General features: G+C 62.4%; 17 protein-coding genes, 1 tRNA gene and 3 pseudogenes. 8 read left to right on the top strand and 13 right to left on the bottom strand.

Translation table 11 applies throughout. From position 1 onward, the window contains the following. Positions 1-53 precede the first annotated feature (53 nt). The 5 genes and pseudogenes from TY51_RS01135 to thrS all read right to left on the bottom strand — a co-directional run bounded on the left by TY51_RS01135 (position 54) and on the right by thrS (position 5,836). Positions 54-1,273, bottom strand: a pseudogene (locus tag TY51_RS01135) (multidrug effflux MFS transporter). A 55-nt stretch (positions 1,274-1,328) separates the two neighbouring features. After that, positions 1,329-1,958: a DsbA family oxidoreductase gene (locus tag TY51_RS01130; RefSeq protein ID WP_042244738.1), complete on the bottom strand. Its 630-nt coding sequence runs from the start codon at positions 1,956-1,958 to the stop codon at positions 1,329-1,331. Beyond that, a pseudogene (locus TY51_RS24435) lies at positions 1,955-3,417 on the bottom strand (AMP-binding protein). The gene TY51_RS01130 and the pseudogene TY51_RS24435 overlap by 4 nt, the downstream one beginning before the upstream one ends. Before the next feature lie 74 nt (positions 3,418-3,491). After that, positions 3,492-3,698 carry a cold-shock protein gene (locus TY51_RS01120; RefSeq protein ID WP_042244736.1) on the bottom strand — a complete coding sequence of 69 codons (207 nt, stop codon included), beginning with the start codon at positions 3,696-3,698 and terminating at the stop codon, positions 3,492-3,494. A gap of 191 nt (positions 3,699-3,889) precedes the next feature. Then, on the bottom strand, positions 3,890-5,836 hold the full coding sequence (gene thrS, locus TY51_RS01115) for a threonine--tRNA ligase (protein WP_042244734.1): 1,947 nt from the start codon (positions 5,834-5,836) through the stop codon (positions 3,890-3,892). A gap of 538 nt (positions 5,837-6,374) precedes the next feature. On the opposite strand from thrS, the gene TY51_RS01110 reads away from it, so the two are divergent. After that, on the top strand, positions 6,375-7,241 hold the full coding sequence (locus tag TY51_RS01110; protein WP_231558834.1) for an MFS transporter: 867 nt from the start codon (positions 6,375-6,377) through the stop codon (positions 7,239-7,241). After that, positions 7,238-7,987 carry a carboxylesterase gene (locus TY51_RS01105; protein ID WP_042244732.1) on the top strand — a complete coding sequence of 250 codons (750 nt, stop codon included), beginning with the start codon at positions 7,238-7,240 and terminating at the stop codon, positions 7,985-7,987. Before TY51_RS01110 ends, TY51_RS01105 begins: the two co-directional genes overlap by 4 nt. Here the strand turns inward: TY51_RS01105 and TY51_RS01100 are convergent. Together TY51_RS01100 and phaZ are read right to left on the bottom strand one after the other, a co-directional pair. Then, positions 7,969-8,442 carry a pyridoxamine 5'-phosphate oxidase family protein gene (locus TY51_RS01100; RefSeq protein ID WP_042244730.1) on the bottom strand — a complete coding sequence of 158 codons (474 nt, stop codon included), beginning with the start codon at positions 8,440-8,442 and terminating at the stop codon, positions 7,969-7,971. The two genes, TY51_RS01105 and TY51_RS01100, sit on opposite strands and share 19 nt — an antisense overlap. 90 nt (positions 8,443-8,532) lie before the next feature. Next, positions 8,533-9,879, bottom strand: a complete 1,347-nt coding sequence (gene phaZ, locus TY51_RS01095; protein WP_042244727.1) for a polyhydroxyalkanoate depolymerase — start codon at positions 9,877-9,879, stop codon at positions 8,533-8,535. Positions 9,880-10,013: 134 nt separating this feature from the next. On the opposite strand from phaZ, the gene phaC reads away from it, so the two are divergent. The 4 genes from phaC (at position 10,014) to TY51_RS01075 (ending at position 13,387) form a co-directional block, all read left to right on the top strand. Continuing rightward, entirely contained in the window at positions 10,014-11,906 is a 1,893-nt protein-coding gene (phaC, locus tag TY51_RS01090; protein WP_081994642.1) for a class I poly(R)-hydroxyalkanoic acid synthase, read from the top strand. A 176-nt stretch (positions 11,907-12,082) separates the two neighbouring features. Then, complete coding sequence (locus TY51_RS01085) at positions 12,083-12,538, top strand: hypothetical protein (protein WP_042244725.1); 456 nt, start codon at positions 12,083-12,085, stop codon at positions 12,536-12,538. A 138-nt stretch (positions 12,539-12,676) separates the two neighbouring features. Then, positions 12,677-13,255: a polyhydroxyalkanoate synthesis repressor PhaR gene (gene phaR / locus TY51_RS01080; RefSeq protein ID WP_042244723.1), complete on the top strand. Its 579-nt coding sequence runs from the start codon at positions 12,677-12,679 to the stop codon at positions 13,253-13,255. A 42-nt stretch (positions 13,256-13,297) separates the two neighbouring features. Then, positions 13,298-13,387, top strand: a tRNA-Ser gene (locus TY51_RS01075). A 740-nt stretch (positions 13,388-14,127) separates the two neighbouring features. Here the strand turns inward: TY51_RS01075 and TY51_RS01070 are convergent. The 4 genes from TY51_RS01070 to TY51_RS20685 form a co-directional block, all read right to left on the bottom strand. Beyond that, the gene (locus tag TY51_RS01070) at positions 14,128-16,311 is read right to left on the bottom strand and encodes an AAA family ATPase (protein WP_081994641.1); all 2,184 of its coding nucleotides are present in this window, start codon (positions 16,309-16,311) and stop codon (positions 14,128-14,130) included. 320 nt (positions 16,312-16,631) lie between these two features. Then, on the bottom strand, positions 16,632-17,513 hold the full coding sequence (locus TY51_RS20690; protein WP_081994640.1) for a putative phage abortive infection protein: 882 nt from the start codon (positions 17,511-17,513) through the stop codon (positions 16,632-16,634). 307 nt (positions 17,514-17,820) lie between these two features. Then, positions 17,821-18,744, bottom strand: a complete 924-nt coding sequence (locus tag TY51_RS01065) for an HNH endonuclease (protein WP_042244719.1) — start codon at positions 18,742-18,744, stop codon at positions 17,821-17,823. A 355-nt stretch (positions 18,745-19,099) separates the two neighbouring features. Next, entirely contained in the window at positions 19,100-19,474 is a 375-nt protein-coding gene (locus tag TY51_RS20685; RefSeq protein WP_307533769.1) for a MerR family DNA-binding protein, read from the bottom strand. Between the two features lie 123 nt (positions 19,475-19,597). Here TY51_RS20685 and TY51_RS21560 point away from each other — a divergent pair, with 123 nt between their 5' ends. Together TY51_RS21560 and TY51_RS01055 are read left to right on the top strand one after the other, a co-directional pair. After that, the gene (locus TY51_RS21560; protein WP_156117820.1) at positions 19,598-19,768 is read left to right on the top strand and encodes a hypothetical protein; all 171 of its coding nucleotides are present in this window, start codon (positions 19,598-19,600) and stop codon (positions 19,766-19,768) included. Continuing rightward, positions 19,768-20,754, top strand: a complete 987-nt coding sequence (locus TY51_RS01055; RefSeq protein WP_042244716.1) for a cation diffusion facilitator family transporter — start codon at positions 19,768-19,770, stop codon at positions 20,752-20,754. Before TY51_RS21560 ends, TY51_RS01055 begins: the two co-directional genes overlap by 1 nt. Positions 20,755-21,045: 291 nt before the next feature. Here TY51_RS01055 and TY51_RS23860 read toward each other — a convergent pair whose 3' ends face one another. Together TY51_RS23860 and TY51_RS01050 are read right to left on the bottom strand one after the other, a co-directional pair. Further along, on the bottom strand, positions 21,046-21,324 hold the full coding sequence (locus TY51_RS23860) for a LysR substrate-binding domain-containing protein (protein WP_255351374.1): 279 nt from the start codon (positions 21,322-21,324) through the stop codon (positions 21,046-21,048). Positions 21,325-21,367: 43 nt separating this feature from the next. Further along, positions 21,368-21,922, bottom strand: a pseudogene (locus TY51_RS01050) (LysR family transcriptional regulator); the annotation flags it as partial. Between the last annotated feature and the right edge of the window lie 11 nt (positions 21,923-21,933).

Here is a 21,933-nt window from a genome sequence, read left to right as displayed (position 1 = left end):
CCCCCGCGGACGGTGCCATGAGGAACGGGCGGGACCGAAAGGCCCGCCCGTCTTCAGTCGTTCAGGCTGCGCATCAGCGCCCAGGCAATGCCCGAACAGATCAGCGTCGCGGTGATCGCGGGAATGGCCGTGCCGTTGTAGAGAAGCCCGACGGGTGCCGCGATCAGCACCGCGGCCAGCGTCGAGATCGCCGCCACGATGGAGGCGGCCATGCCCGCGATATGGCCCATCCGCTGCAGCGCCAGTGCGTTCAGGTTGCCGAAGGTCACGCCGGCCATGAAGAACACGCTGACCGCCCAGAAGAAGAACAGCGGGAACTCCAGACCCTGCGGCAGGACGCCCGACAGGATCAGCGTCAGCGCCACGCCCGACACGATGGTCTGCATCACATAAGCCCATTTCGCGATCCGCCGCATGCCGAAGCGCATCACGAAGGTCGCGTTCAGGATGGTTCCCGACCCTGACAGCAGTGCCATGGCGGCGAACCACAGGTGGAAGTTCTCTCCCTTGCCATAGGTTTCGCCGAACAGCTGCTGTGCGGATGACAGCAGGCCGAACATCTGCCCGAAGCCCAACGTCAGGATCAGCGTGGCCAGCATCACCTGGCGGTCGGACAGGACCTCCTTGGCGGCGGCATAGAGGGTGCCGACGCGCAGGGGGCGGCGTGCGGCGGGGGGCAGGGTCTCTGCCTGGCGGATGTTCAGCCACAGCGCGCCGATCACGGCGAAGGCGATGAAGGCCAGGAACACCCCGTGCCAGTCGGAGATCGCGATGATTCCGGCGCCAAGCGAAGGAGCGACGGCCGGGATCATGATGAAGATCATCATGACGAAGCTGCTGATGCGGGCCATCTCGCGGCCTTCGTAGAGGTCACGGACCAGCGCCAAGCCCACGATGCGCGGGCCGGCGGCGCCCAAGCCTGAACGAACCGCGCGATCAGCAGGAATTCCAGCGAGTCGGCGTAAAGCGCGGCGATGGTCGCGGCGATGTAGATGCCGAACCCGATGGTGATCGTGCGCTTGCGGCCGATCGCGTCCGAGATGGGGCCCGCGAACAGCGTGCCAAGCCCCATCCCGGCCACGAAGGTGGTCAGGATCAGCTGGGCGCGGTTCACGTTGTCGGGCGTCAGGTCGGCCGCGATGTCGGGCAGGGCGGGCAGCATCGCGTCGATGGAAAAGGCGATCGTGGCGAAAAGGAACGCCAGCATCGCGATGAATTCGGGCAGGGGCAGGCGGCGCTGCGGCGCAAGCCCGGCGTGGGAAACGTCTGTCATGGGGTCACCGATTGGGTCAGACCCTCAGATAGGCCCATCTTGCAGAGTCTGCAAGTTAACCCTGGCGGGATGCTGCCATGATCTCGTCGATGACGCCCTGCCACAATGCCGCAGGCTGGGCGCCGCTGACCGCATGGGCATCCGCGACGATGAAGGTCGGGACCGAAGAGATGCCCCGCTGGCGGGCATGCGATTCGCGGCGGGCGACCTCGTCGCGGTCGGCGTCGCTGGCCAGCAGGCGGGCGGTCAACGCGGGGTCCATGCCGGCGGCCCCGGCGATCGCCGTCAGGGTGTCCGCATCGCCGATGTCCTGCGCGTCCTGCCAATGCGCGCGCAGCAGGCCGGCCATGACGCGGGTCTGCGCGCCCTCCAGCCCGGCCCAGTGCATCAGGCGATGCGCGTCTGTCGTGTCGGGTTCGCGCGGCGACGGGTTCAGGGTCAGGCCCAGGGCGGCGGCGCGTTCGGCCAGCGCGCGGGTGGCGGCATCGACCTGATCGCCCAGCTTGGCACGCAGATAGGCCACGCGGTCCATCCCTTCGGGCGGCATGGCGGGGTTCAGGCGGAACGGGTGCCAGGTGATCGCGAAGGGATGGTCGGGGCGGCTTTCCAGGGCGCGGTCCAGCTCGACCTTGCCGATCAGGCACCAGGGGCAGACGGGATCGGCGAAGATGTCCAGGCGGGTCATGGTCGGTCCTTGCGATGCGCCTCGCGCAGGGCGCGGCGGTTGATCTTGCCGGTGGGCGTGCGCGGCAGCGCGTCCAGCGGGATCCACGCGCGGGGCTGCTTGTAGCGGGCAAGGCCGTCCTGGGCCAGAGCCTGCATCTGCGCAGGCGTCGCGGGACCGGTCCAGAAGGCCGCGACGATGCTGACCCCCGGCGCGGTGGGCAGTTCCGCCACGGCCACGTCGCCCGCGCCGGGATGGGTGGACAGGTGATCCTCGATCTCGGGCGGGGCGACGCGGAAGCCGCCTGCGTTCATGATGTCGTCGGCCCGGCCCAGCAGGGTGATCTCACCACGGTCGTCGGCCTGCGCCATGTCGCCGGTCAGAAACCAGTCGCCGCGAAAGCAGGCGCGCGTGGCGTCGGGATCGTCCAGATAGCCCAGGAACAGGCTAGGATCGTCGCGCCGGACCGCCAGCGCGCCGGGCTGTCCGGGCGGCAGGGGGCCGTCATCGCCCAGGATCGCCACATGACGGCCGGGCTGGGCAAAGCCCGCCGTGCCCATGGGTGCGGGGCGGTCGGGGCTGCCGGAGAGAAAGGTCGAGATTTCGGACGCGCCCATCGCCTCGTGCAGGTCGGTGCCGGTGCGGGCGGTCCAGGCGGCGCGCAGGGCGGGGTCCAGGCGTTCTCCGGCGGCCAGGGCGTGGCGCAGGGTCGGGATGGGCGGCCAGTCCGCGCGCAGCATCCGGCGAAAGACGCCGGGCGCCCCGGCCAGGATCGTCGCGCCGTGGCGGGCGGCCAGCAGGGGGATGCGCTCGATCGGGGTGCCGTCTGCCGGGATCAGCGCGGTCGCGCCCACGGTCCACGGGTCCAGCAGCCCGGTGCCAAGGGTGAATGTCCAGTTGAACGCCCCGGCATGCAGCAGCCGGTCGTCGGCGCGCAGCCCGTACCAACCTGCATCATCGCCTGCCGCGCCAGGATCGCGCGATGGGCGTGCATCACTGCCCGCGGCTGTCCAGAACTGCCCGATGTGAAGACGACATAGGCCAGCCGATCCGCGGACCCTTGGGCGAAGTCTGCGGGTGGCAGCGTGGCAAAGTTGTCCAGATCGGCCTCGGCCAGGACCGGGGCGGGATGGTCGGGCAGGGGCACGCCCGCGCCCGCCACGATCATCGCCGGTGCGATGCGGGCGGCGATGCGGGTGATTTCCGGCGCGGTCAGCTGGGCAGAGGTCGGTACAGAGATCACGCCCGCGGCGATGGCGCCCAGATAGGCGATCGGAAAGGCCGGACGGTTCGCCAGCCGCATCAGCAGCCGGTCGCCGGGGCGCAGACCTGCGCGCAGCAGGCCCGTGGCAGTGCTCAGCACAGCGCGGCGCAGGTCGCCATGCGTCCAGACATCCGCGCCGTCAGGCCCCATGACGACCAGGGCCTGCTTGTCAGGGACATCGCGTCCCGCGCGCAGCACATGTTCCGCCAGGTTCATCCCCGTGCCCTGCCTGTCGCCCAATAAAAAACGGCCCGCGCGAACGGGCCGTCCGGATCACGCGCGATGGCGGATCAGAGCAGTTTCAGATCGCTGGCCGAGGCACGGCCGTCACGACCGGACTGAAGCTCGAACGCGATCTTCTGGTTGTCCTGAAGGCCCGTCAGCCCGGCACGTTCCACGGCCGAGATGTGCACGAACACGTCCTTGCCGCCGTCATCGGGCGCGATGAAGCCGAAGCCCTTGGTCGAGTTGAACCATTTTACCGTTCCGGTCGCCATAACCGTATTCTCCTTCAAGTCATCCCGACGCAGGATTGCGCCAGGCCGTGCAGCCCGCTTTCGGTCTTCCGGCTGCCCAAGAGGGAGGCGGTAGAAAGTCTTCGCTCACGCGACTGAGAGGATGCCCGAATCGTTGCAAAACGCAAGAGTCAAACGCGGCCCCGTCATGCCGCGTTTGACGCAGGCAGGGGTCAGCGCAGGTCCGGGGGCGTGGCCTCGGCCGCAAGGTCGGCCACGACCTGGTCCAGGGTCACGGTGCGGCTGCCCTGCGCATCCAGGCGGCGCAGCGACACGGTGCGATCCTCGACCTCCTTCATGCCGATGGCCAGGATTGCGGGGACGCGGCCGACGGAATGTTCGCGGACCTTGTAGTTGATCTTTTCGTTGCGGATATCGGCCTCAGCCCGGATGCCCTGGGCGCGCAGGGCGGCCACGACCTCATGCACATAGGCATCCGCATCCGACACGATGGAGGCCACGACCACTTGGCGCGGGGCCAGCCAGAAGGGCAGCTTGCCGGCGCTGTTCTCGATCAGGATGCCGATGAACCGCTCGAAGCTGCCCAGGACCGCGCGGTGCAGCATGATGGGGCGGTGCTTGTGCCCGTCGGCGCCGACATATTCCGCATCGAGCCGTTCCGGTAGGTTCGGGTCCACCTGCAGCGTGCCGCATTGCCAGTCACGCCCGATCGCGTCGGTCAGCACGAACTCCAGCTTGGGGCCATAGAAGGCACCTTCGCCGGGGAACACCGTGTAGTCATGGCCCGCGGCCTTGCAGGCGTTGCCAAGGGCGGCTTCGGCCCGGTCCCAGCTTTCCTCGGTCCCGATGCGCTTTTCGGGGCGCGTGGACAGCTTGATGCGCCAGCCGTCGAAGCCCAGATCGGAATAGATGCCCGCCAGAAAGTCGATGAACTTCTTGGTCTCGGCCTCGATCTGGTCCTCGGTGCAGAAGATGTGGGCGTCGTCCTGGGTAAAGCCGCGCACCCGCATGATGCCGTGCAGCGCGCCCGACGGCTCATAGCGGTTGCACGACCCGAACTCGGCCATGCGCAGCGGCAGGTCGCGATAGGATTTCAGGCCGTGGTTGAAGATCTGCACGTGGCAGGGGCAGTTCATCGGTTTCAGGGCGTTGATCGTCTTGGTCTTGGCATGCTCCTCATCGACCTCGACGATGAACATGTTTTCCTGATAGTTCTCCCAATGCCCTGATTCCTCCCACAATTTCCGGCTGACGACCTGCGGGGTGTTGACCTCGACATAGCCGTCGGCGCGCTGCTTGCGGCGCATGTAATCCTGCAGCGTGGTATAGATGTTCCAGCCGTTCGGGTGCCAGAAGATCTGGCCCGGCGCCTCCTCCTGCATGTGGAACAGGTCCATCTCGCGGCCCAGCTTGCGGTGGTCGCGCTTGGCGGCCTCCTCCAGCATGGTCATGTGCGCCTTGAGGTCGTCGCGGTTGCGGAAGGCCACGCCATAGATGCGCTGCAGCATGGGCCGCGTCGCATCGCCCAGCCAATAGGCCCCGGCGATATGGGTCAGCTTGAAGGCGTCGGCGGGCAGTTGCCCGGTGTTCTGCAGATGCGGGCCGCGGCACAGGTCCTGCCAGTCGCCGTGCCAATACATGCGCAGGTCCTGACCATCCGGAATGCGGTCGATCAACTCCAGCTTGAAGGGCTCGTTCGCCGCCTTGTAATGGGCGATCGCGCGGTCGCGGTCCCAGATCTCGGTCCGGACGAGTTCGCGGGCGTTGATGATCTCCTTCATCTTGGCCTCGATCGCGCCCAGATCGTCGGGGGTAAAGGGCTCGGACCGGTCGAAATCATAGAACCAGCCGTGATCGCGGATCGGGCCGATGGTGACCTTGACGTCGGGCCAGATCGCCTGGACCGCGCGGGCCATGACATGGGCGAAATCGTGGCGGATCAGCTCCAGCGCCTGCGCCTCGTCCTTCATCGAGTGGATGGCGATCTGGCCGCTGGCCGTGATCGGCCAGGCCAGGTCGATGTGGTTGCCGTCCAGGCTGGCGGAGATGGCGCGTTTCGCAAGGCTGGGCGCGATGCTCTCGGCGACCTCGGCGGCGGTCACGCCGGCGGGATAGTCGCGCGCATTGCCATCGGGAAAGGTGAGGGTGATCTGGGACATGATGTCCTCCTCGTCGGTTTGGCGCCCACGGAACGCCCGGTTGCGGGTTATGGTCAGGCAGGCATGGACGTGCCCGCCCAATTAGTCAAGATTACGGCAACACACGGGATGCCAGCATGAGCCACCACAGCGATTTCGAGGACCAGCTGTTCGAGCGTCTGGTCGAGGACCCCGACAGCGACGGCGGCCTGTCCGACGCCCAGAAGCAGGTCGAGCCGCGCAATTTCCTGCGCCATATCATATCCTTGGCGGCGTCCAAGCTGGGCGACGGGCTGGTCGATGCGAAACTGGTGCTGTCCTGGCTGCTGACCCATCTGGGCGCGGGGGCGGGGGTGATCGGCCTGCTGGTCCCGGTGCGCGAGGCCGGATCGCTGCTGCCGCAGCTGTTCACTGCCGGGGCCATCGGCGCGCTGCCGCGGCGCAAATGGGCCTGGGCGGTGGGCAGCGCCGTGCAGGGTCTGGCCGCGCTGGCCATCGCGGCGATCGCGCTGACGATGCAGGGGCTGCGGCGGGTATCGCGATCATCGCGGCGCTGGCGGTGCTGGCGCTGGCGCGGTCGGTCTGTTCGGCCAGCTACAAGGACGTGCTGGGCAAGACGGTGGGCAAATCACGGCGCGGCGCGGCCACCGGCTTCGCCAGCAGCGTGGGCGCGGCCGGGGTGATCGTCTTTGCGGGCCTGCTGCTGTGGCAGCCGCTGGACCGGGCGGTGCTGGTCATCGGCGCGGTCGCGCTGGCGGGGGTGGTGTGGATCGCGGCGGGCGCGGTCTTTGCAACGCTGGCCGAAGAGGCGCAGCCGCGCGAGGAGGTCCTGAGCCTGTCCGAATCCCTGGGGCAGCTGCGGTTGGTGCGACAGGACGGGCAGCTGGCGCGGTTCATCATCGCGCGCTCTCTGCTGGTCGGATCTGCGCTGGCGCCGCCCTACCTGCTGGTGCTGGCGGCCGCGGGCGATGGCGATCAGCAACTGGGGCTGCTGGTGCTGGCTTCGGCGTTGGCGTCGCTGCTGTCGTCTTGGGTCTGGGGGCGGATGTCGGACCGGTCGGCCCGGCGCGTGCTGATCTGGTCTGGGGTGGCGGGGGCCGTGGCGCTGGCGCTGGCCCTGACGTTGGCCGCGATGGGGCTGGCACAGGCCCCGGGGGCCATCGCGGTGGTTCTGTTCGGCCTGATGATCGCCTATCACGGGGTGCGGCAAGGGCGGACCACCTATCTGGTCGACATGGCGCCTGCGGATCAGCGCGCGGCCTATACCGCGGTGTCGAACCTGGTGGTGGGCGTCGTGCTGCTGGTCGCCGGGGCCGCGTCCGCGGGGCTGGCGGTGCTGGGTGCGGAATGGTCCGTGGCGGCCTTTGCAGCGGCTTCGGCCTTGGGGGCCTGGGTCGCACGGGGATTGGACGAGGTGAGCGAATGACGGATTATCTGACGACGGATGCGGGCCGGCGCATTGCCTATGAGCGTCTGGACGGGCAGGGGCCCGGCGTGGTGTTTCTGGGCGGTTTTCGGTCTGACATGCAGGGGTCCAAGGCCGTTCATCTGCGGGACTGGGCTGCGGCGCAGGGGCGGGCGTTCCTGCGGTTCGACTATTCGGGCCACGGCGCCAGCGACGGCGCGTTCGAGGATGGCTGCATCGCGGACTGGGCTGCGGATGCCCGCGCGGCGATTGGGGCATTGACCGACGGGCCGCAGATTCTGGTCGGGTCGTCGATGGGAGGCTGGATCAGCCTGCTGATGGCGCGTGCCATCCCGGACCGCATCGCCGGGCTGGTCACAATCGCCGCGGCACCGGATTTCACCGAGCGCGGGTTTTGGGCCGGATTTTCAGCCGAACAGCGGCGGGTGTTGGCGCAAGAAGGTTGTGTCGCCCTGCCAAGCGAATATGGCGAACCGCTGATCCTGACACGTCGGCTGATAGAGGACGGTCGTCAGCAACTGGTGCTGGATCGGCCGCTGGACCTGCCGTTCCCGGTGCGGATGCTGCAGGGAACGGCGGATGAAGATGTTCCGGTATCCTGGGCGATGGATCTGCTGGACCATGTGACGGGCGAGGATGTGCGGCTGACCTTGGTAAAGGGGGCCGACCACCGGTTTTCCTCGCCCGAATGTCTGGACCTGATCGTCGCGACGATCGGCGAGGTGGTTCAGAACGTCAGGGTGTAGTGGTCGCCCATGTCGGGCTTGTCGCCGGTGATCTTGGACTTGGCAATCTGGTACAGGAACGACATGCTGCCGCCGGTGGCCCAGACCTCTGCCTCGGACAGGTCCAGACGTAGCAGCTGGACATCGGGGTCCTGCTTGCCATCCTCGAACCAGCTGGAGGCCACGGCGTTCCACAGCTCGTCCAGCTTGGCGCGGTTGTCGGAGAGCGACAGCGTGCCGTGAATGCGGGCATAGAGGCCTTGCCCGCCGTCGCTGACGACATGCATCGCCTCTTGCGGGCCTGATGCCACGCTGCGGGCCAGATCGGTGTCCTTGGCGGTGATGAACCACAAAACGCTGACCTTGCGGTCGGTGTAATGCGACATCGGCACAAGCCGCGCATCCTGGGTCACCCCCAGCATGCCGCTGTTGATGTCGTCCAGACGGCTCCAGAACTGGTGATTGTGGTCGGTCATCGTGCAATCCTTTCGTGCCGCATCTGGCGGCGATCGAGGGATAAACAACGATGCGCGGGACCGGGTTCCCCCCGTCCCGCGGCACGGATATCAGACCGCGACGTTGTCGGAATGGATCGGATCGTTGACGCCGCAATCGGCGGCCGCACCCCCGACCTTGCGCTTGCGCCGAGGCTTGACACTGTCCGGCAGGGCCGCATTCTCGTCAATGAAATCAAGAACCAGCGGGCGGATGTTCAGGCGCCACGACTTGCCCGCGAAGATGCCGTAATGGCCCGCGCCGGGTTCAAGGTGCTGCACCTTCTTGGCATCGGGCACGCCAGAACACAGGTTCAGCGCCGCAACGCACTGGCCGGGGGCCGAGATGTCGTCATTGGCCCCCTCGACCGTCATCACGGCCACGTCGGTGATCTTGCCGATGTCGACGGGCCGGCCTTCGACGGTAAAGCGGTTCTGCGCGATTTCCAGGTTCTTGAAGATGCGTTCGACGGTCGACAGATAGAATTCCGCGGTCATGTCCATGACCGCCAGATATTCGTCATAGAACTTGTTGTGCTTGTCGCCCTCGCTGGCGGTGCCGCGGGCCTCGGCATAGATCTGTTCGATGAAGGCGCGGGTATGCGTCTGCATGTTCATGGTGATGAACGAGGACAACTGGGCCAGCCCCGGATAGACCATCCGCCCCGCGCCGCGATACTTGAAGCCCACGGACTGGATCGCCAGATGCTCCAGCTCTCCCATGGTGATGCGGTTTCCGAAGTCGGTCACCTCGGTCGCGGCGGCGTCGGGATCGACGGGGCCGCCGATCAGGGTCAGGGTGCGCGGCTGGGCGGCGGGGTCCTCCTCCGCCAGGATGGCGGTTGCGACAAGGGCCAGCGGCGCGGGCTGACAGACCGCGATGACGTTCACGTCGGGGCCAAGGTGGCGGATGAAATCGACCAGATAGCGGGTGTAATCCTCGACGTCGAACTTGCCTTCGCTGACGGGAATGTCGCGGGCGTTGTGCCAATCGGTCACATACAGCTCGCAGTCGTTCAGCAGGGACATGACGGTGGACCGCATCAGCGTCGCATAATGGCCGGACATCGGCGCGACCAGCAGCACCTTGCGGGGCAGGGGCTCGCGCCGGGCGACGCGGAAATGGATCAGATCGCCGAAGGCGCGGCGCACGACGGGTTCGACATAGACCACGTGGTCCTGTCCGTCCTCTCCGGCGATGGGGGGGATTTCCCAATCGGGCTTGATCACCATCCGCGCAAAGCTGCGCTCGGTGACACGGCCCCAGGCACCCAGCATGCGGAACGCGGGATGGGGGATCAGCGCGAAGGCCGGATAGGATCCGATCGCCCGCGCGGTCGCGCCCATCCATTCATTCGTGTTCCGAATCGTCTCCATCGCGTCATAGGACACGATGCCGCGAAGACCTTTGACCGACATGTAACCCCACATTTGCTGCGCCGCGGCATATGATAAGCGCGCAAAGGGGCGGCGGGAACTGGGTCAGAAGCCGGGTTTACGCCTTGCCTGCCCTGCGCATATCATGACCCCATACGTAGGGGGGATTACGGATCATGGCAAGACAGCCGGACAAGACGGGTAAAAATGTTGCCAAATCGCGTGCCAAACCGGTAACAACCGCAAAGACGCGCGCGAAGCCCGAACCCGAAGCCAAGGCGCCCGAGGTCGAGGTGGCCAAGCCCGCGCCGACGACGCCCACCGTCCAGAAGCTGGCCGAAAACATCGAGCGGATCGAGACCCTGGGCCACCGCCTGATGTCGGCGCTGGCTGACCGCAGCCCGCCCAATCGCGGTGTCGAGGGGCCGGGCGCAGAGCTGTACCTGACCGCCGCCAACGCCTTTCTGAAGACGCTGGCCGAACACCCCGCCAAGATGATCGAGACGCAGGTGACGTTCTGGGGTCAGACCCTGTCGAACTATGCCCGCGCCCAGAAGGCGATGGCCACGGGACAGCTGACGGCACCCGAGGATGACAGTCCCGCCGATCGCCGGTTCGCCAATCCGCTGTGGCAGACGCACCCGTATTTCAACCTGATCAAGAAGCAGTACCTGACCAATGCCCGCGCGCTGAAGGACGCGACCGCCACGCTGGATCTGCCCGACGATGTGTCCCGCAAGCGGGTCCACTGGATGACCGCGCAGATCATCGACATGATGGCCCCAACCAATTTCCTGGCCACCAATCCCGACGCGCTGGAGAAGGCCGTCGAGACCGAGGGAGAGAGCCTCGTCAAGGGGTTGGAGAACCTGGTCCGCGACGTCGAGCAGCACGGCGGAGAGATGATCGTGTCGCTGGCCGACCGCCGCGCCTTCACGGTCGGAGAGAACATCGGCACGGCGCCCGGCACCGTCATCTATCGCGCGCCGCTGTTCGAGCTGATCCAGTACGCACCGACCACGCCCAAGGCGCATACGCTGCCGCTGCTGATCTTTCCGCCCTGGATCAACAAGTTCTACATCCTGGATCTGAAACCCCAGAACAGCCTGATCCGCTGGCTGGTGGATCAGGGGCATTCGCTGTTCGTCGTCAGCTGGAAGAACCCCGATGCTAGCCTGTCCGACACGGGCATGGAGGATTACGTCGAGGCCTATCTGGACGCGATGGACCAGGTGCAGGCCCTGACCGGGCAGGCGCGGCTGAACGCGGTGGGCTATTGCATCGCGGGCACGACGCTGTCGCTGACTTTGGCGCTGTTGAAGCAGAAGGGTGATCGGCGCGTGAATTCGGCCACCCTGCTGACCACGCTGACCGATTTTTCGGATCAGGGCGAATTCACCAGCTTTCTGCAGGACGATTTTGTCGGCGGCATCGACGCCGAGGTCCAGCGCCACGGCCTGCTGCGTGCCCAGCTGATGTCGCGCACCATGAGCTTTCTGCGCGCCAACGACCTGGTCTGGGGCCCCGCCATCCGCAGCTACATGATGGGAGAGACGCCACCGGCCTTCGATCTGCTGTTCTGGAACGGCGACAGCACCAACCTGCCGGGGCGCATGGCCATGCAGTACCTGCGCGGGCTGTGCCAGAAGAACGCCTTTGCCACCGACGGGTTCGAGATGCTGGGCCATCGCCTGCACCTGTCCGACGTGACGGTGCCCCTGTGTTCCGTTGCCTGCGAGGCCGATCACATCGCCCCCTGGAAGGACTGTTGGCGCGGCGTCGCGCAGATGGGATCCAAGGACAAGACATTCATCCTGTCGCAATCGGGGCATGTCGCGGGCATCGTGAACCCGCCGACCCGGCAGAAATATGGCCACTATCTGAGCGATCACGGGTTCGAGGGCACCCATCAGGACTGGATGGACGCGGCCACGTTCCAGCAGTCCAGCTGGTGGCCGACCTGGGGGGCTTGGCTGGCCGAAAGGGCGGGGCCCATGGTGCCCGCGCGCGACCCCGGAACCGGCTTGGATCCTGCCCCCGGCCGGTACGTCCACGAACGCGCCAGCTGAGGCGGGGCTGGCGCATGTGCCTTTCCAAGGGCTTGCGCCAGCCCACCGGATTTTTGCCGCGCTGCAGAAAAAATACTTGAAATGCTGCAGTGCAGCATTCATATTGGGTGCATGGAATGGATCGCAGCGACCCGTTCCCTCTGTCTCTCGGTCGCTGCATCACAGGAGTGAACGACATGGCAAAGACCCCCGATATGACCAAGACGATGCAGGACATGATGGCCAACTTTCCCATCGACACCAGCTCGATGCAGGACGCGATGAAGTCGCAGTCCATGATGGGCGAAAAGCTGGCCCGCGTCGCGCTGAGCGCCGCTGAGCGTTCGACCGAGATTTCGGCCCGTTGGGCCAAGGACTCGATCTCGCGCATGGGCGAACTGGCTGCCGTCAAGCAGGATCCGTCCGAATACGCCAAGGCCATGAGCGATTTCGCCTCGGCCGCAGCCGAAATGGCCGCCGAGCACATGGCTGCCTATGCCGAAGTCGCCAAGAAGGTCCAGATGGACACCGTCGACCTGATGCTGACCGCTGGCAAGGACATGGCCTCGGATGCGCAGAAGGTGGCCGAGAAGGCCGCCCGCGACACCCAGACCGCCGTCAAGAAGGCCGCCACGGCTGCCACCGACAAGTGATCTGCTGATCACCAGGACTGACGGGGCAGGGGCGACTTCGGTCGCCCCTGTTCGCATTTACGCGCCGGGGCTTTTTCCTTTGCGTTTTGCGGGTGCAGAATTCATCATGGCGGCCAGGATAAATTCAAGGATACTAGGATGGCCGCATCGACTGCGCCGCTGCTGATCAAGCGTTATGCCAGCCGCCGCCTCTACAACACGCAGACCAGCGACTATGTCACGCTGGAGGATATCGCGGGCTTCATCCGCGATGGCCGTGAGGTCAAGATCATAGACCTGAAGTCGGGCGACGATCTGACGCGACAGTATCTGCTGCAGATCATCGCGGAACATGAGAGCCGGGGCGAAAGCGTCCTGCCGCTGGATGTGCTGACCGACCTGGTGCGCAGCTATACGACCAACGCGCAATCCGTCGTGCCACAGTTTCTGGCCGCCAGCTTCGAGATGCTGCGCGAGGGTCAGTCCAAACTGATGGAGAACATGGCCGCGATCCCCAATCCGATGGCCTCGATGCCCGGGTTTGACGCGCTGCAGCGTCAGCAGCAGATGTTCCTCAAGGCCATGATGGGCGGCTGGCGCGGCGGTGCCTCGGGCCCCGAGCGCGAGGATGGCACGCCCGCACCTCCGGCAGGCTCCGCCGCCCCCGAAGACGAGCGCGACATTGCCGAGATCCGCCGTCAGCTTGCCGAACTGCAAAAGCGCGTTTCCAAGCTGTGATCCCCTTGCACCGCGCCGTGCGTCGGGCTAGACCCGCCCCACGGAGCGGTGGCCGAGTGGTCGAAGGCGCACGCCTGGAAAGTGTGTAGGCGGGAGACCGTCTCGAGGGTTCGAATCCCTCTCGCTCCGCCAAATGCCCTAAACGAACCTCTCTCGAAGTCCGGCACCAGCCGGATTTTTTCGTTGTATTCAGGGTTTATAGAACGCGAGGTCTTCACCGGTCCCGGCGCAGGTAGGCTTCATTTTGCTCTCTAGCGAACGCGTTTCTCTAAAGCTGATGACTGCGACGGAACGGTGGTTAGCTTGCAATAATTTGAAAACATGCGATCTTTTTCAATTCTCCTGTGGCGTTGGATATAAGGGTCTTCTAAGGCTGAAGGATCTCTGGTCGAACCGCATCCGCACACTACGGCTCCGAGAGATGGCGGAGCGACCCCACTGAAAGGGATGATCGAAGCCTGCACCGGCGCACCCTGCGGAAATACAGGCTGCTTGGTAAGTAAGGGATCGACACTAAACCAACGGCGACGCGAAGGGCGGAAAGCGGCCTGTAAGTGGTGCAGCAAGGATCAGGCCCCTGACATGCAAGCGGTCGTTCGTTCGCGCTGCAGCAACACTAGCGCCGTGGTCGACCTGTAGGGCGGAAAGCCATTTTATGGCGGTGCAGCATCGCCGCTGCGGCATTAGCTTATAGCGGATACTCAAACGGTCCAAGGTTTGTTACGCGCCTTACCAACGCGGAGGGTGAATTCCGGAAGCTCACAGTCGTGCCAATCCCAAATTTTCAGCAAAGATCCAGAGTGGACCAAGATCGGAGTACTTTATGCATTTCCGATGAGTAGGTGCGCCCTTAAATCAATTTCTAATTAACCCTACGATTCGCGCAATTTCCTGGTAGCACACATCATCTCATAATGTGGACCCTGCCCGTGAAAATCGAAAACGCGATGAAAAACGCTACGAAGGCGTTCGCCCGCGTCGGCATCAAAGTAGAATTCCTCCGAGCCGAGGTAGCCATGAGACCCGTCATTAAGAGATCGCCGGAGCGCACCGAAGGCAAAGGCGTCCGGTCCATCAAGATCGTCAAGGCCTGACATCCAGTCTATGCCGCCGATGAATCTAAAGTAGTGCTCCAAAATGCGCCGCATCGTATTGCAGAGTACAACCGGCACCGTCGCCGAATCATTCACCTCGTCCCAAAGCGCTCGATAGGCTGTCATGATAGGAGTATTCGTTCCATGACTCGTCACGGATGACACTCCCGTAGATTTTCGGAGGATCCAATGTTTTGGTGCTGGGGCTTTGCCCTTCCAGTAGCTACTGATCTCGTGATGAAAATGCGCATTGTGCGTTAAGACAATGACCTGAGAAATCCGGCCGCCCGGCGCACACGCGTCTTCGAATAGTTTTCGGACCATGGCCGCGACCGTATGCACAGCGGCGGCGTCTTGGCTTGTCATCGGATCGTCGATCACCACAACACGTCCTATGTTTTCTGCCGCATTGTCGTGGTCGCCTGACAAATGATAGTAGAGATATACGAAGGCTAGAAAAGATTGCTCACCTTCCGAAAGCGTATCGCCAGCCGAAGACCCGTCGGCGCGATGAACCGCGTAGGTGCCATCTCCCGATGTGGGGCTAAGGTGAAAGCTGTTATGACCCTGAAGTCGCAGCAGGTCGTTAATTGCATCGGCGGTTGCTTCAATGCCTGTGATACCACGCCGAAGTTCGGCGATCTCTCGATCCAACTCGGCGATTTTGGCCTCGTGCTGCGCGATCGAGCCCCGGAGACCCTCAACCTTTTTCAGAAGTGGCTTTCGGCGTGCGTCGTGGCTCGTATAGTCGGCGCGAGTGTCTGCGATGAAGCGGCTCCAGACCGCCTCCTGCCAAGCAGAGCGTTCGAGGGCGAAGTTCTCGGATAAGTTCGTCTGGCGGTCAGCCTTGGCGTTAGCCTCTGTTATGAAAGACAGGACCATCCCGAAAGTTTCTCCCTCCGCTTCCAACTCGATTTTGGAAGACGGAGCTGACAGCTTACGGTCGAAAGCGCTTAGATTGCGTTGATGAAGTAGAACCCAAGCGGAAAATGCCTTGCTCGCACCAGCATCAAGATGTGGCGAACCGGACATGTCGGCAATCCACTTGTCGATAGCCTCGACTTCGTCAGCGTAAATGGTGCGGGCCCTACGGATCGCGTCGATCCCGCTTTCGTAAGTCGCGTCGAAGATTTCAGCGATGCGACTAGAAAGGGATTGGTCGACTGGCTGCTGGCAAAATGGACAGCGACTGGAAGATTGGTGTAAAAGGGGCAGGCCCGCCTTAACCCAATCGGCGCTTCCGAGTTCTGCAACCAATTCGGCGATTGGCTGATCGCTCGCCGGTACGAGAGGTTTACGAAGACGCTCACAGACGGAGTTCTCGACCGACGGCTTGGGAGGAAAAGTTAGACGCTCGGCAGCCATCGGCGGGTCGTGTTCAAAGGTCTTACCCTGGTCAAGAAGGCCGGTGCGGGCCGGTGGTTCTTCGCCTGTCCACTGTTCCGCTCGCGCGTAGTAGGCGGATGCAAAGCGAGCCTCGGCGCTCCATGTGGGACCGAATGTTAGCGACCTGTATGACGTCCACACCTCCCTTCGCTTATTCCAAATATTCCTGCTGAACGTCTCATTCTCAGAGTCAAGTGCCGGTTGGCCTTCTTGTCCCTCTAAACACTCCTTCGCAGTTTTCGACTTTGTCCGTTGGTGCTCTCGTTCGCTCTCTTTTTGCTCCACCTCCCGCGCCGCATCCGCGTCACCACCAAGGGTGTAGATGCCTGGCATCGCCCGTGACGGGTGGCAGTTGCGGGCTATGTAGTCCCGTCCAAACACAATCACATCTTTTGGTTCCGAGGCCCATGCAACTCTGCAGGACGGAAAAGACGACAAATTTGAGAGCGCCCGACTGATGGTCGATTTGCCCGAACCATTTGGTCCGAAGATGACGTTGCACTGTCCGAGGCCTTCTAGCCTAACGCCAGCTTCGCAAAATGAAGCTACGGAACGTATATCTAAAGATGTTAACATTATATAAACAGTACTCCCGCGTATTAGCAGTGGTTAAGAAAAGCTAAGCATCCTGAATTGCTGTGCGATGAAGCCCTATGTTGGTAGACGACACGCTCCCTGATCAGATCGACCTAGCGGAATCACCCTTAAATATGATGAAGATCCACGATGTGATGCTATTCGTCAATCCAGAGTTACAGAAAGATCCCACGGCTTCATAGACTTAAAATTTATCGATTTTTGATACTTAGGTACGCAACTGGTTTACGAAATTAATAAGAAGCATAAGCCTCCACTAATTCGCAGCTTTCAATTCTCCAACTGTGCAAAGTAATATTCTAGCGTTTCGACTTCACTATTATGGAATTATTGAAAAATGAGAATCTCCTAATTCTAATATTTCTTGAGCCATATCCTTCCCACTCAAAGCGCAGATCAGGAAATCTTTCACTCAAGTCAAACTCATCGTCGAAGCTAAAAAATCTTCGCGGGATGTTTGAGAACGGACGATACTTCTTGAGCAAGCCTCGCTCTTCCCAATCCCATCCAAGGTGTGATATTGAATTCAGCGCTAAAACTGCCTGATCATAATTTGACATTTTGGCTTTGATTATTTTTGCCAGATCAAGCTTTTCTTTTTTGGATATATTTGCTTGATCTATCAGGTAGTACATTCCAAACAAATTTCTAAAATAGTGAGAGAGTACATTCTGGAAACCCTTAAATTTATACTTATATCCGACTGTATTTCTAACAGTCGATATTTGGTCCTGAACGTCTTTTATATTCGAAACTCCGTAGACTGCTAGGTTGTGCGCGGCATCCGTATTTGGACCATAAAACGTAAATGTAAACGAAATATCTATTAAATCATTGGCTTTAGAAGCGGAATTACTCGAAAAGTGTTTCTTCACAATCTTATAAATTGCATAAAACTCTCCAAGAAATTCAGCCGAAACTCCTTTTTGTGAAGAATTTCCCTCTTTATCTTTCAGTAGAATAGCATCATGCGTCTTTAACATTTCCGAAAGAACAGATGTGATTGCTTGGTGTCGAGAAGCGCGACGAGTGGAACGCCATGTAATGAAAACGACGAGTAGTGTCATTATGGATATGGCCGTTCCCCAAACCCCGCCGAAGTAGTCTCCGTATTGGGCGTAATCTTGAAGATCACTTGCAGCTGGGAATATATTGGGAATACTCTTCAGGAACTCAGTCATATCGACCCTTTCAAACTGCGAACATGAAATGTGATCTTAAGCGGAAATGCTTAAATAGCTTCATCGAACAATCAGTGTCATTCTCCTTCCTTCCGGCTCACTCCGCAGGCACAGCGTGTGCCGTGTGCGCGCAACTTGCGTCAGGTAGGTCTCGCATAGCAGATTTTGCTAGATGGTTCTCGCTGTGCCAAGTGCGAACGTCCAATTAGAGGAAGCTGTACGGCGGCGTTGGTCAAGTGATGAATGACGGCAATGGGCCGCATGTGCGTGAACGGGGTGGTCCAGACATATTGGGCTGCGCTCGCGGTTACACTGTAGCAGCGGACCCCTCATACAGCCCTCGACCAAATATATTCTCACGGTGCCAGCGGAGGTTTTCGGGGTGCGGTGCATTCCATGGGTCTACCGGCCTTATTAATCGACCATCCCCCGCCAGCAACCTGCTGACAACCTCACCGGGCACCTTGTTATGAGAGACGAGGATCGTTTCACAGTCATCCGCGACTGAAATCAGCCCGCGGTCGAACATCCAATGCAAGGTCCCTGACAGGGCCAGGCCGTTCCGCACCGAGTCGCTACCACTGTTCTCCACCGGCCGGATATGCGCCGCTTGCACCTCCGGCCGTCCGCCGCCGTTGCGCAGCATCAGGCCCGACATCGCACAGCGATAACCGTAAGCCTCTCGCACCTTTCGGCGAAATGCTACGTCGCGGTAAGGTCGGCGGGTGAGTCGCTCAAGCACAGGCCTCGCGAAGGGCTCCGCCCCATCGTTAAGGCCAGGCAACTTTGGATCGTAGCGCGTTGCCTCAATCTGCTCCAGATCCTGCGGTAAGCCGAGATCTATAATGCGCGTGAAATCAGCCGCGGTCAGCCTGCGCACTGCAAGTTGCACCGCGCCTCCCTTCTTCGGCGAGCCGTCGGGCTCAGTCAGTGCCTCCTCCAGCGGCCGACCAGCAATCAATCGCGGCACGCTTTGGTCGAATGGTAGGAAGCTGCCCGGCTCGATCATTGCAAGAAAGCGCCCGTCCGAGCCAGGCTTCGGGATCACGTGCTCGATCTTCGCCGCCGCGAAATAGCCGCGAGGCCCAGCCTTCACCGGTTCATAATAGATGATCCAGTCACCTACAGCCTCGTTGATTGCTCGAAGATAAGAGCGCGGAAAATCATAAACGACATCCGGCTCATCCTCATAAATTGAGTTGGCCTTGTGAAGGAGAACAAGTTTAACCATCCGACTAGGAAACCTGTAACCTCACAGGATGCAAGTTCTTTGGGATCAACTGAGCCGCTCACTGTTAGGCCAGATTATCGATGGTCGGCAGTCTCATGCGAAGCTGAAGGTCGGTATGAAGCTTGAGGTTGGTTTAGCGCTTATACCGGTTGTGTGTTTAGTCCTCGGAAGTCTATCCGGTCCGGGCATCCATAAGTGACCGGTCTGGCGCAGCCGCGCCGCGGCATTACTAGACAGCTGACCGGCGGCTATGGGCCGGGATCGCGTCGTTGAAACCTGATTGCCGCTCTACCCTCACTCAAACCGAAGATGCCTCCCACCTCCTTATCGACGGGCTGCCCCCATCAGCTCCGTCTCAATGCTCGCCTTCGCAAGTTTGATGATCGGCGAGGGCGTGCAGAACTCGGCACGGTTGCCCGTCGGACCGACCGTCGCAGGCATTCACGACACGCATCAATTCCATCTCCAGCCGCCGAAGCCGCTCGATCCGATCCCGGATATCGGAAATCCGATCCTTCGCGATGCGCTGCGCGTCGCCATGGGCTGTCTGGGGCGTTTCCTGCAAAGCGATCAGTTCGGCGATGGCGTCGAGGTTGAAGCCGAGTTGCCGGGCATGGGCGATGAAGGACAGCCGATCCAACTCGGCGTCACCGTAGCGACGCTGCCCTCCGCCCGTGCGACCGGGATCGGGCAGGAGGCCACGCCCCTCATAGAAGCGGATCGTTGTCACCTTCACGCCGGTGCGCTTCGAAAGCGCGCCGATGGAATGGCCGTGTATCGCAATTACTTCTTGAACCTACAGTTGCTGTAGATCGTATATCTCTCGGGGACGAAGCGAATCAAGAATGCCGCCATGACCGTGAAATACGTCCCCTTGACCGAAGTTCTAAACCGCGACGCCTCTGCGATCCGCAAACTGCTCGCAGTCGAGGGCCGGGCCAACCTTGCGCGTCTGACCAACATTGGTGCTGCCTACACACTTGTGCCCGTGGCGGAGTTGGGTCACTGGGCGGAGGTACGCTGATGGGACACGGGCACAACCACGGGCACGATCATCCGCACGGGCATGGACACAGCCATAGTCACGGGCACGACAATAGGCATGGGGGTCATTCGCATGGCCCGACCCTCACGGCCCATGACTCGCCCGAGGCGCGCCGCTCCAAGGAACGCGCTATCCTCATTGCCGCGGCCCTTACGGGCGGTTTCATGGGAGCGGAAATCATCGGAGGGCTCATCTCCAGATCGCTCGCGCTCTTGGCTGATGCGGGCCATATGCTGACCGACTTCGCATCGCTGATGCTGGCATGGTTTGCCTTCCGCCTGGCCCGGCGGCCAGCGGATTGGAAACGGACCTTCGGCTTCGACCGCTTCTCGGTGCTGGCGGCCTTCGTGAACGGGCTCACGCTGTTCGCCATCGCGGGGTGGATCTTTTTCGAGGCCATCCAGCGCTTGCGCAATCCCCATGAGGTGCTGGGCGGGCTGATGCTCTGGGTCGCCGTGGGCGGGCTTGTTGTGAATATTTTGGCCTTCTGGGTGCTCAGTCGCGCTGAGGGCGATAACCTTAACGTACGTGCCGCCTCCCTCCATGTGATGGGCGATCTGTTGGGCTCGGTCGCGGCGATTGCGGCCTCGCTCATTATCATCTGGACAGGTTGGACCCCCATCGACCCGATCCTGTCGGTGCTCGTGGCCCTCATCATCCTGCGCTCGGCTTGGGCCGTTATGCGCGAAAGCGGCCATATCTTGCTCGAAGGAGCGCCTGTAGGCTTCGACGCTCGTGCGGTCGCGGCCGATCTGGAAGCCAAGTTGCCCGGCGTGGCCCGGGCCCATCATGTCCACGCTTGGTCGATCACGCAGGAACGACCGATGGCCACGCTGGAGGTCGAGCTCGCGCCCGGCGCGGTGGCAGATGACGTGCGCCGTGCCGTGAAGGCCCGCGTGCGCGAGACGACCGGAATGGAGCATGTGACCGTCGAGGTGGTGGAGGGCTTAGCGCGGGAGCGATAAAGGGACGAATGCCACAAGGCTGGAACGGTCACGCGGATATGTCCGAGTAGATCAGTCATCGCGCACGGCGGAGCGTCGACAGTCGGAGTAGCTGCGCCCTGCACGAATGGCCATTTTGGCGAGGCAGCGCTGTAGTGTTGCGATTTCCCGCGAAGGCAGCTTTGGGTCGCGTGGAGTGCGACAAGAGGTAGACTGGTCGGCGGAAATGGTATGCGGCAATGACGGGCTAAGATAAGCGGTGCTGACCCTCGCGACCCTCCTTTAGAACGTCTACCTTCCTTACTAGACTGACTACTGCTTCAGATACGCGATCAAGGTCTGCAGAGGCGGCGGAACCTGACGGCGGCTGGGGTGATAAAGGAACGCCCCCGGGTAGGGTTGGGACCAGTCGTCCAGCACCTGTTCAAGCTGCCCGGTGGCGATGTCGTGCGTGACATCCTCCGCCATCGTCCAGCCGACGCCGCATCCCGCGCGCACCGCAGCCAGCGCCAGATCGGACGAATTGCAGATCAGCGGCCCCTGAACCTGAAGGCGCAGCGCCCGGCCATCCGTCTCGAACTCCCACGGCATCAGCGTGCCGCTGCCCAAGTTGCGATAGCCGATGCAGCAGATCGCGTGGATGGGCAGGGCGGCCATGCGTGTCCCAATATGCGGGCGTGGCCACGACGACCGTGCGCAGGGGCGGGCCGATCCGCACGGCGATCATGTCCCGCTCGACGCTTTCGCCCAGCCTGATGCCCGCATCCAGACCCATCGCCACGATGTCGCGCAGGCCGTCGTCGACGTTCACCTCGACCGTTATGCCGGGATGGCGGGTCAGGAAACCCGGCAGCCGGCGGGACAGCAACGTGGATGCGACCCAGTGAAACGTCGTCAGCCGCACGGTGCCCGCCGGGGCATCGCGCCATTCCGACAGCGCCTCCACCCCGGCATCGATCTGCGCCAGCGCCGGGGCCAGACGTTCAAGCAGCGCCAGGCCGGCCTCTGTCGGCGCGACCGATCGCGTCGTCCGCGCCAGCAGCCTGAGGCCAAGCCGCTCCTCCAGCCCGCGCATCGCATGGCTGAGCGCCGAGGGCGACACGCCCAGTTCTGCCGCGGCGGCGGTAAAGCTGCGCGTGCGGGCGATGGTCGCGAACGCCGCAAGATCGTTGAGGTTCAGTCGGGCCATTCATGAAGAAT

The organism is Paracoccus sp. PAMC 22219, from assembly GCF_000787695.1.
Lineage (GTDB): Bacteria > Pseudomonadota > Alphaproteobacteria > Rhodobacterales > Rhodobacteraceae > Paracoccus.
This window is presented reverse-complemented; position numbering and strand designations above follow the sequence as displayed.

Excerpts from the sequence above, each read along its gene's own strand:
- TY51_RS01105 (WP_042244732.1), top strand. The coding sequence starts at position 7,238 with ATGACGGATTATCTGACGACGGATGCGGGCCGGCGCATTGCCTATGAG.
- thrS (WP_042244734.1), bottom strand. The coding sequence starts at position 5,836 with ATGTCCCAGATCACCCTCACCTTTCCCGATGGCAATGCGCGCGACTAT.
- TY51_RS23860 (WP_255351374.1), bottom strand. The coding sequence starts at position 21,324 with ATGCCGTGGGAGTTCGAGACGGATGGCCGGGCGCTGCGCCTTCAGGTT.
- phaZ (WP_042244727.1), bottom strand. The coding sequence starts at position 9,879 with ATGTCGGTCAAAGGTCTTCGCGGCATCGTGTCCTATGACGCGATGGAG.
- TY51_RS01130 (WP_042244738.1), bottom strand. The coding sequence starts at position 1,958 with ATGACCCGCCTGGACATCTTCGCCGATCCCGTCTGCCCCTGGTGCCTG.
- TY51_RS01055 (WP_042244716.1), top strand. The coding sequence starts at position 19,768 with ATGGGACACGGGCACAACCACGGGCACGATCATCCGCACGGGCATGGA.
- phaC (WP_081994642.1), top strand. The coding sequence starts at position 10,014 with ATGGCAAGACAGCCGGACAAGACGGGTAAAAATGTTGCCAAATCGCGT.
- TY51_RS01120 (WP_042244736.1), bottom strand. The coding sequence starts at position 3,698 with ATGGCGACCGGAACGGTAAAATGGTTCAACTCGACCAAGGGCTTCGGC.
- TY51_RS01100 (WP_042244730.1), bottom strand. The coding sequence starts at position 8,442 with ATGACCGACCACAATCACCAGTTCTGGAGCCGTCTGGACGACATCAAC.
- TY51_RS21560 (WP_156117820.1), top strand. The coding sequence starts at position 19,598 with ATGACCGTGAAATACGTCCCCTTGACCGAAGTTCTAAACCGCGACGCC.
- TY51_RS20690 (WP_081994640.1), bottom strand. The coding sequence starts at position 17,513 with ATGACTGAGTTCCTGAAGAGTATTCCCAATATATTCCCAGCTGCAAGT.
- phaR (WP_042244723.1), top strand. The coding sequence starts at position 12,677 with ATGGCCGCATCGACTGCGCCGCTGCTGATCAAGCGTTATGCCAGCCGC.
- TY51_RS01085 (WP_042244725.1), top strand. The coding sequence starts at position 12,083 with ATGGCAAAGACCCCCGATATGACCAAGACGATGCAGGACATGATGGCC.
- TY51_RS01065 (WP_042244719.1), bottom strand. The coding sequence starts at position 18,744 with ATGGTTAAACTTGTTCTCCTTCACAAGGCCAACTCAATTTATGAGGAT.
- TY51_RS01070 (WP_081994641.1), bottom strand. The coding sequence starts at position 16,311 with ATGTTAACATCTTTAGATATACGTTCCGTAGCTTCATTTTGCGAAGCT.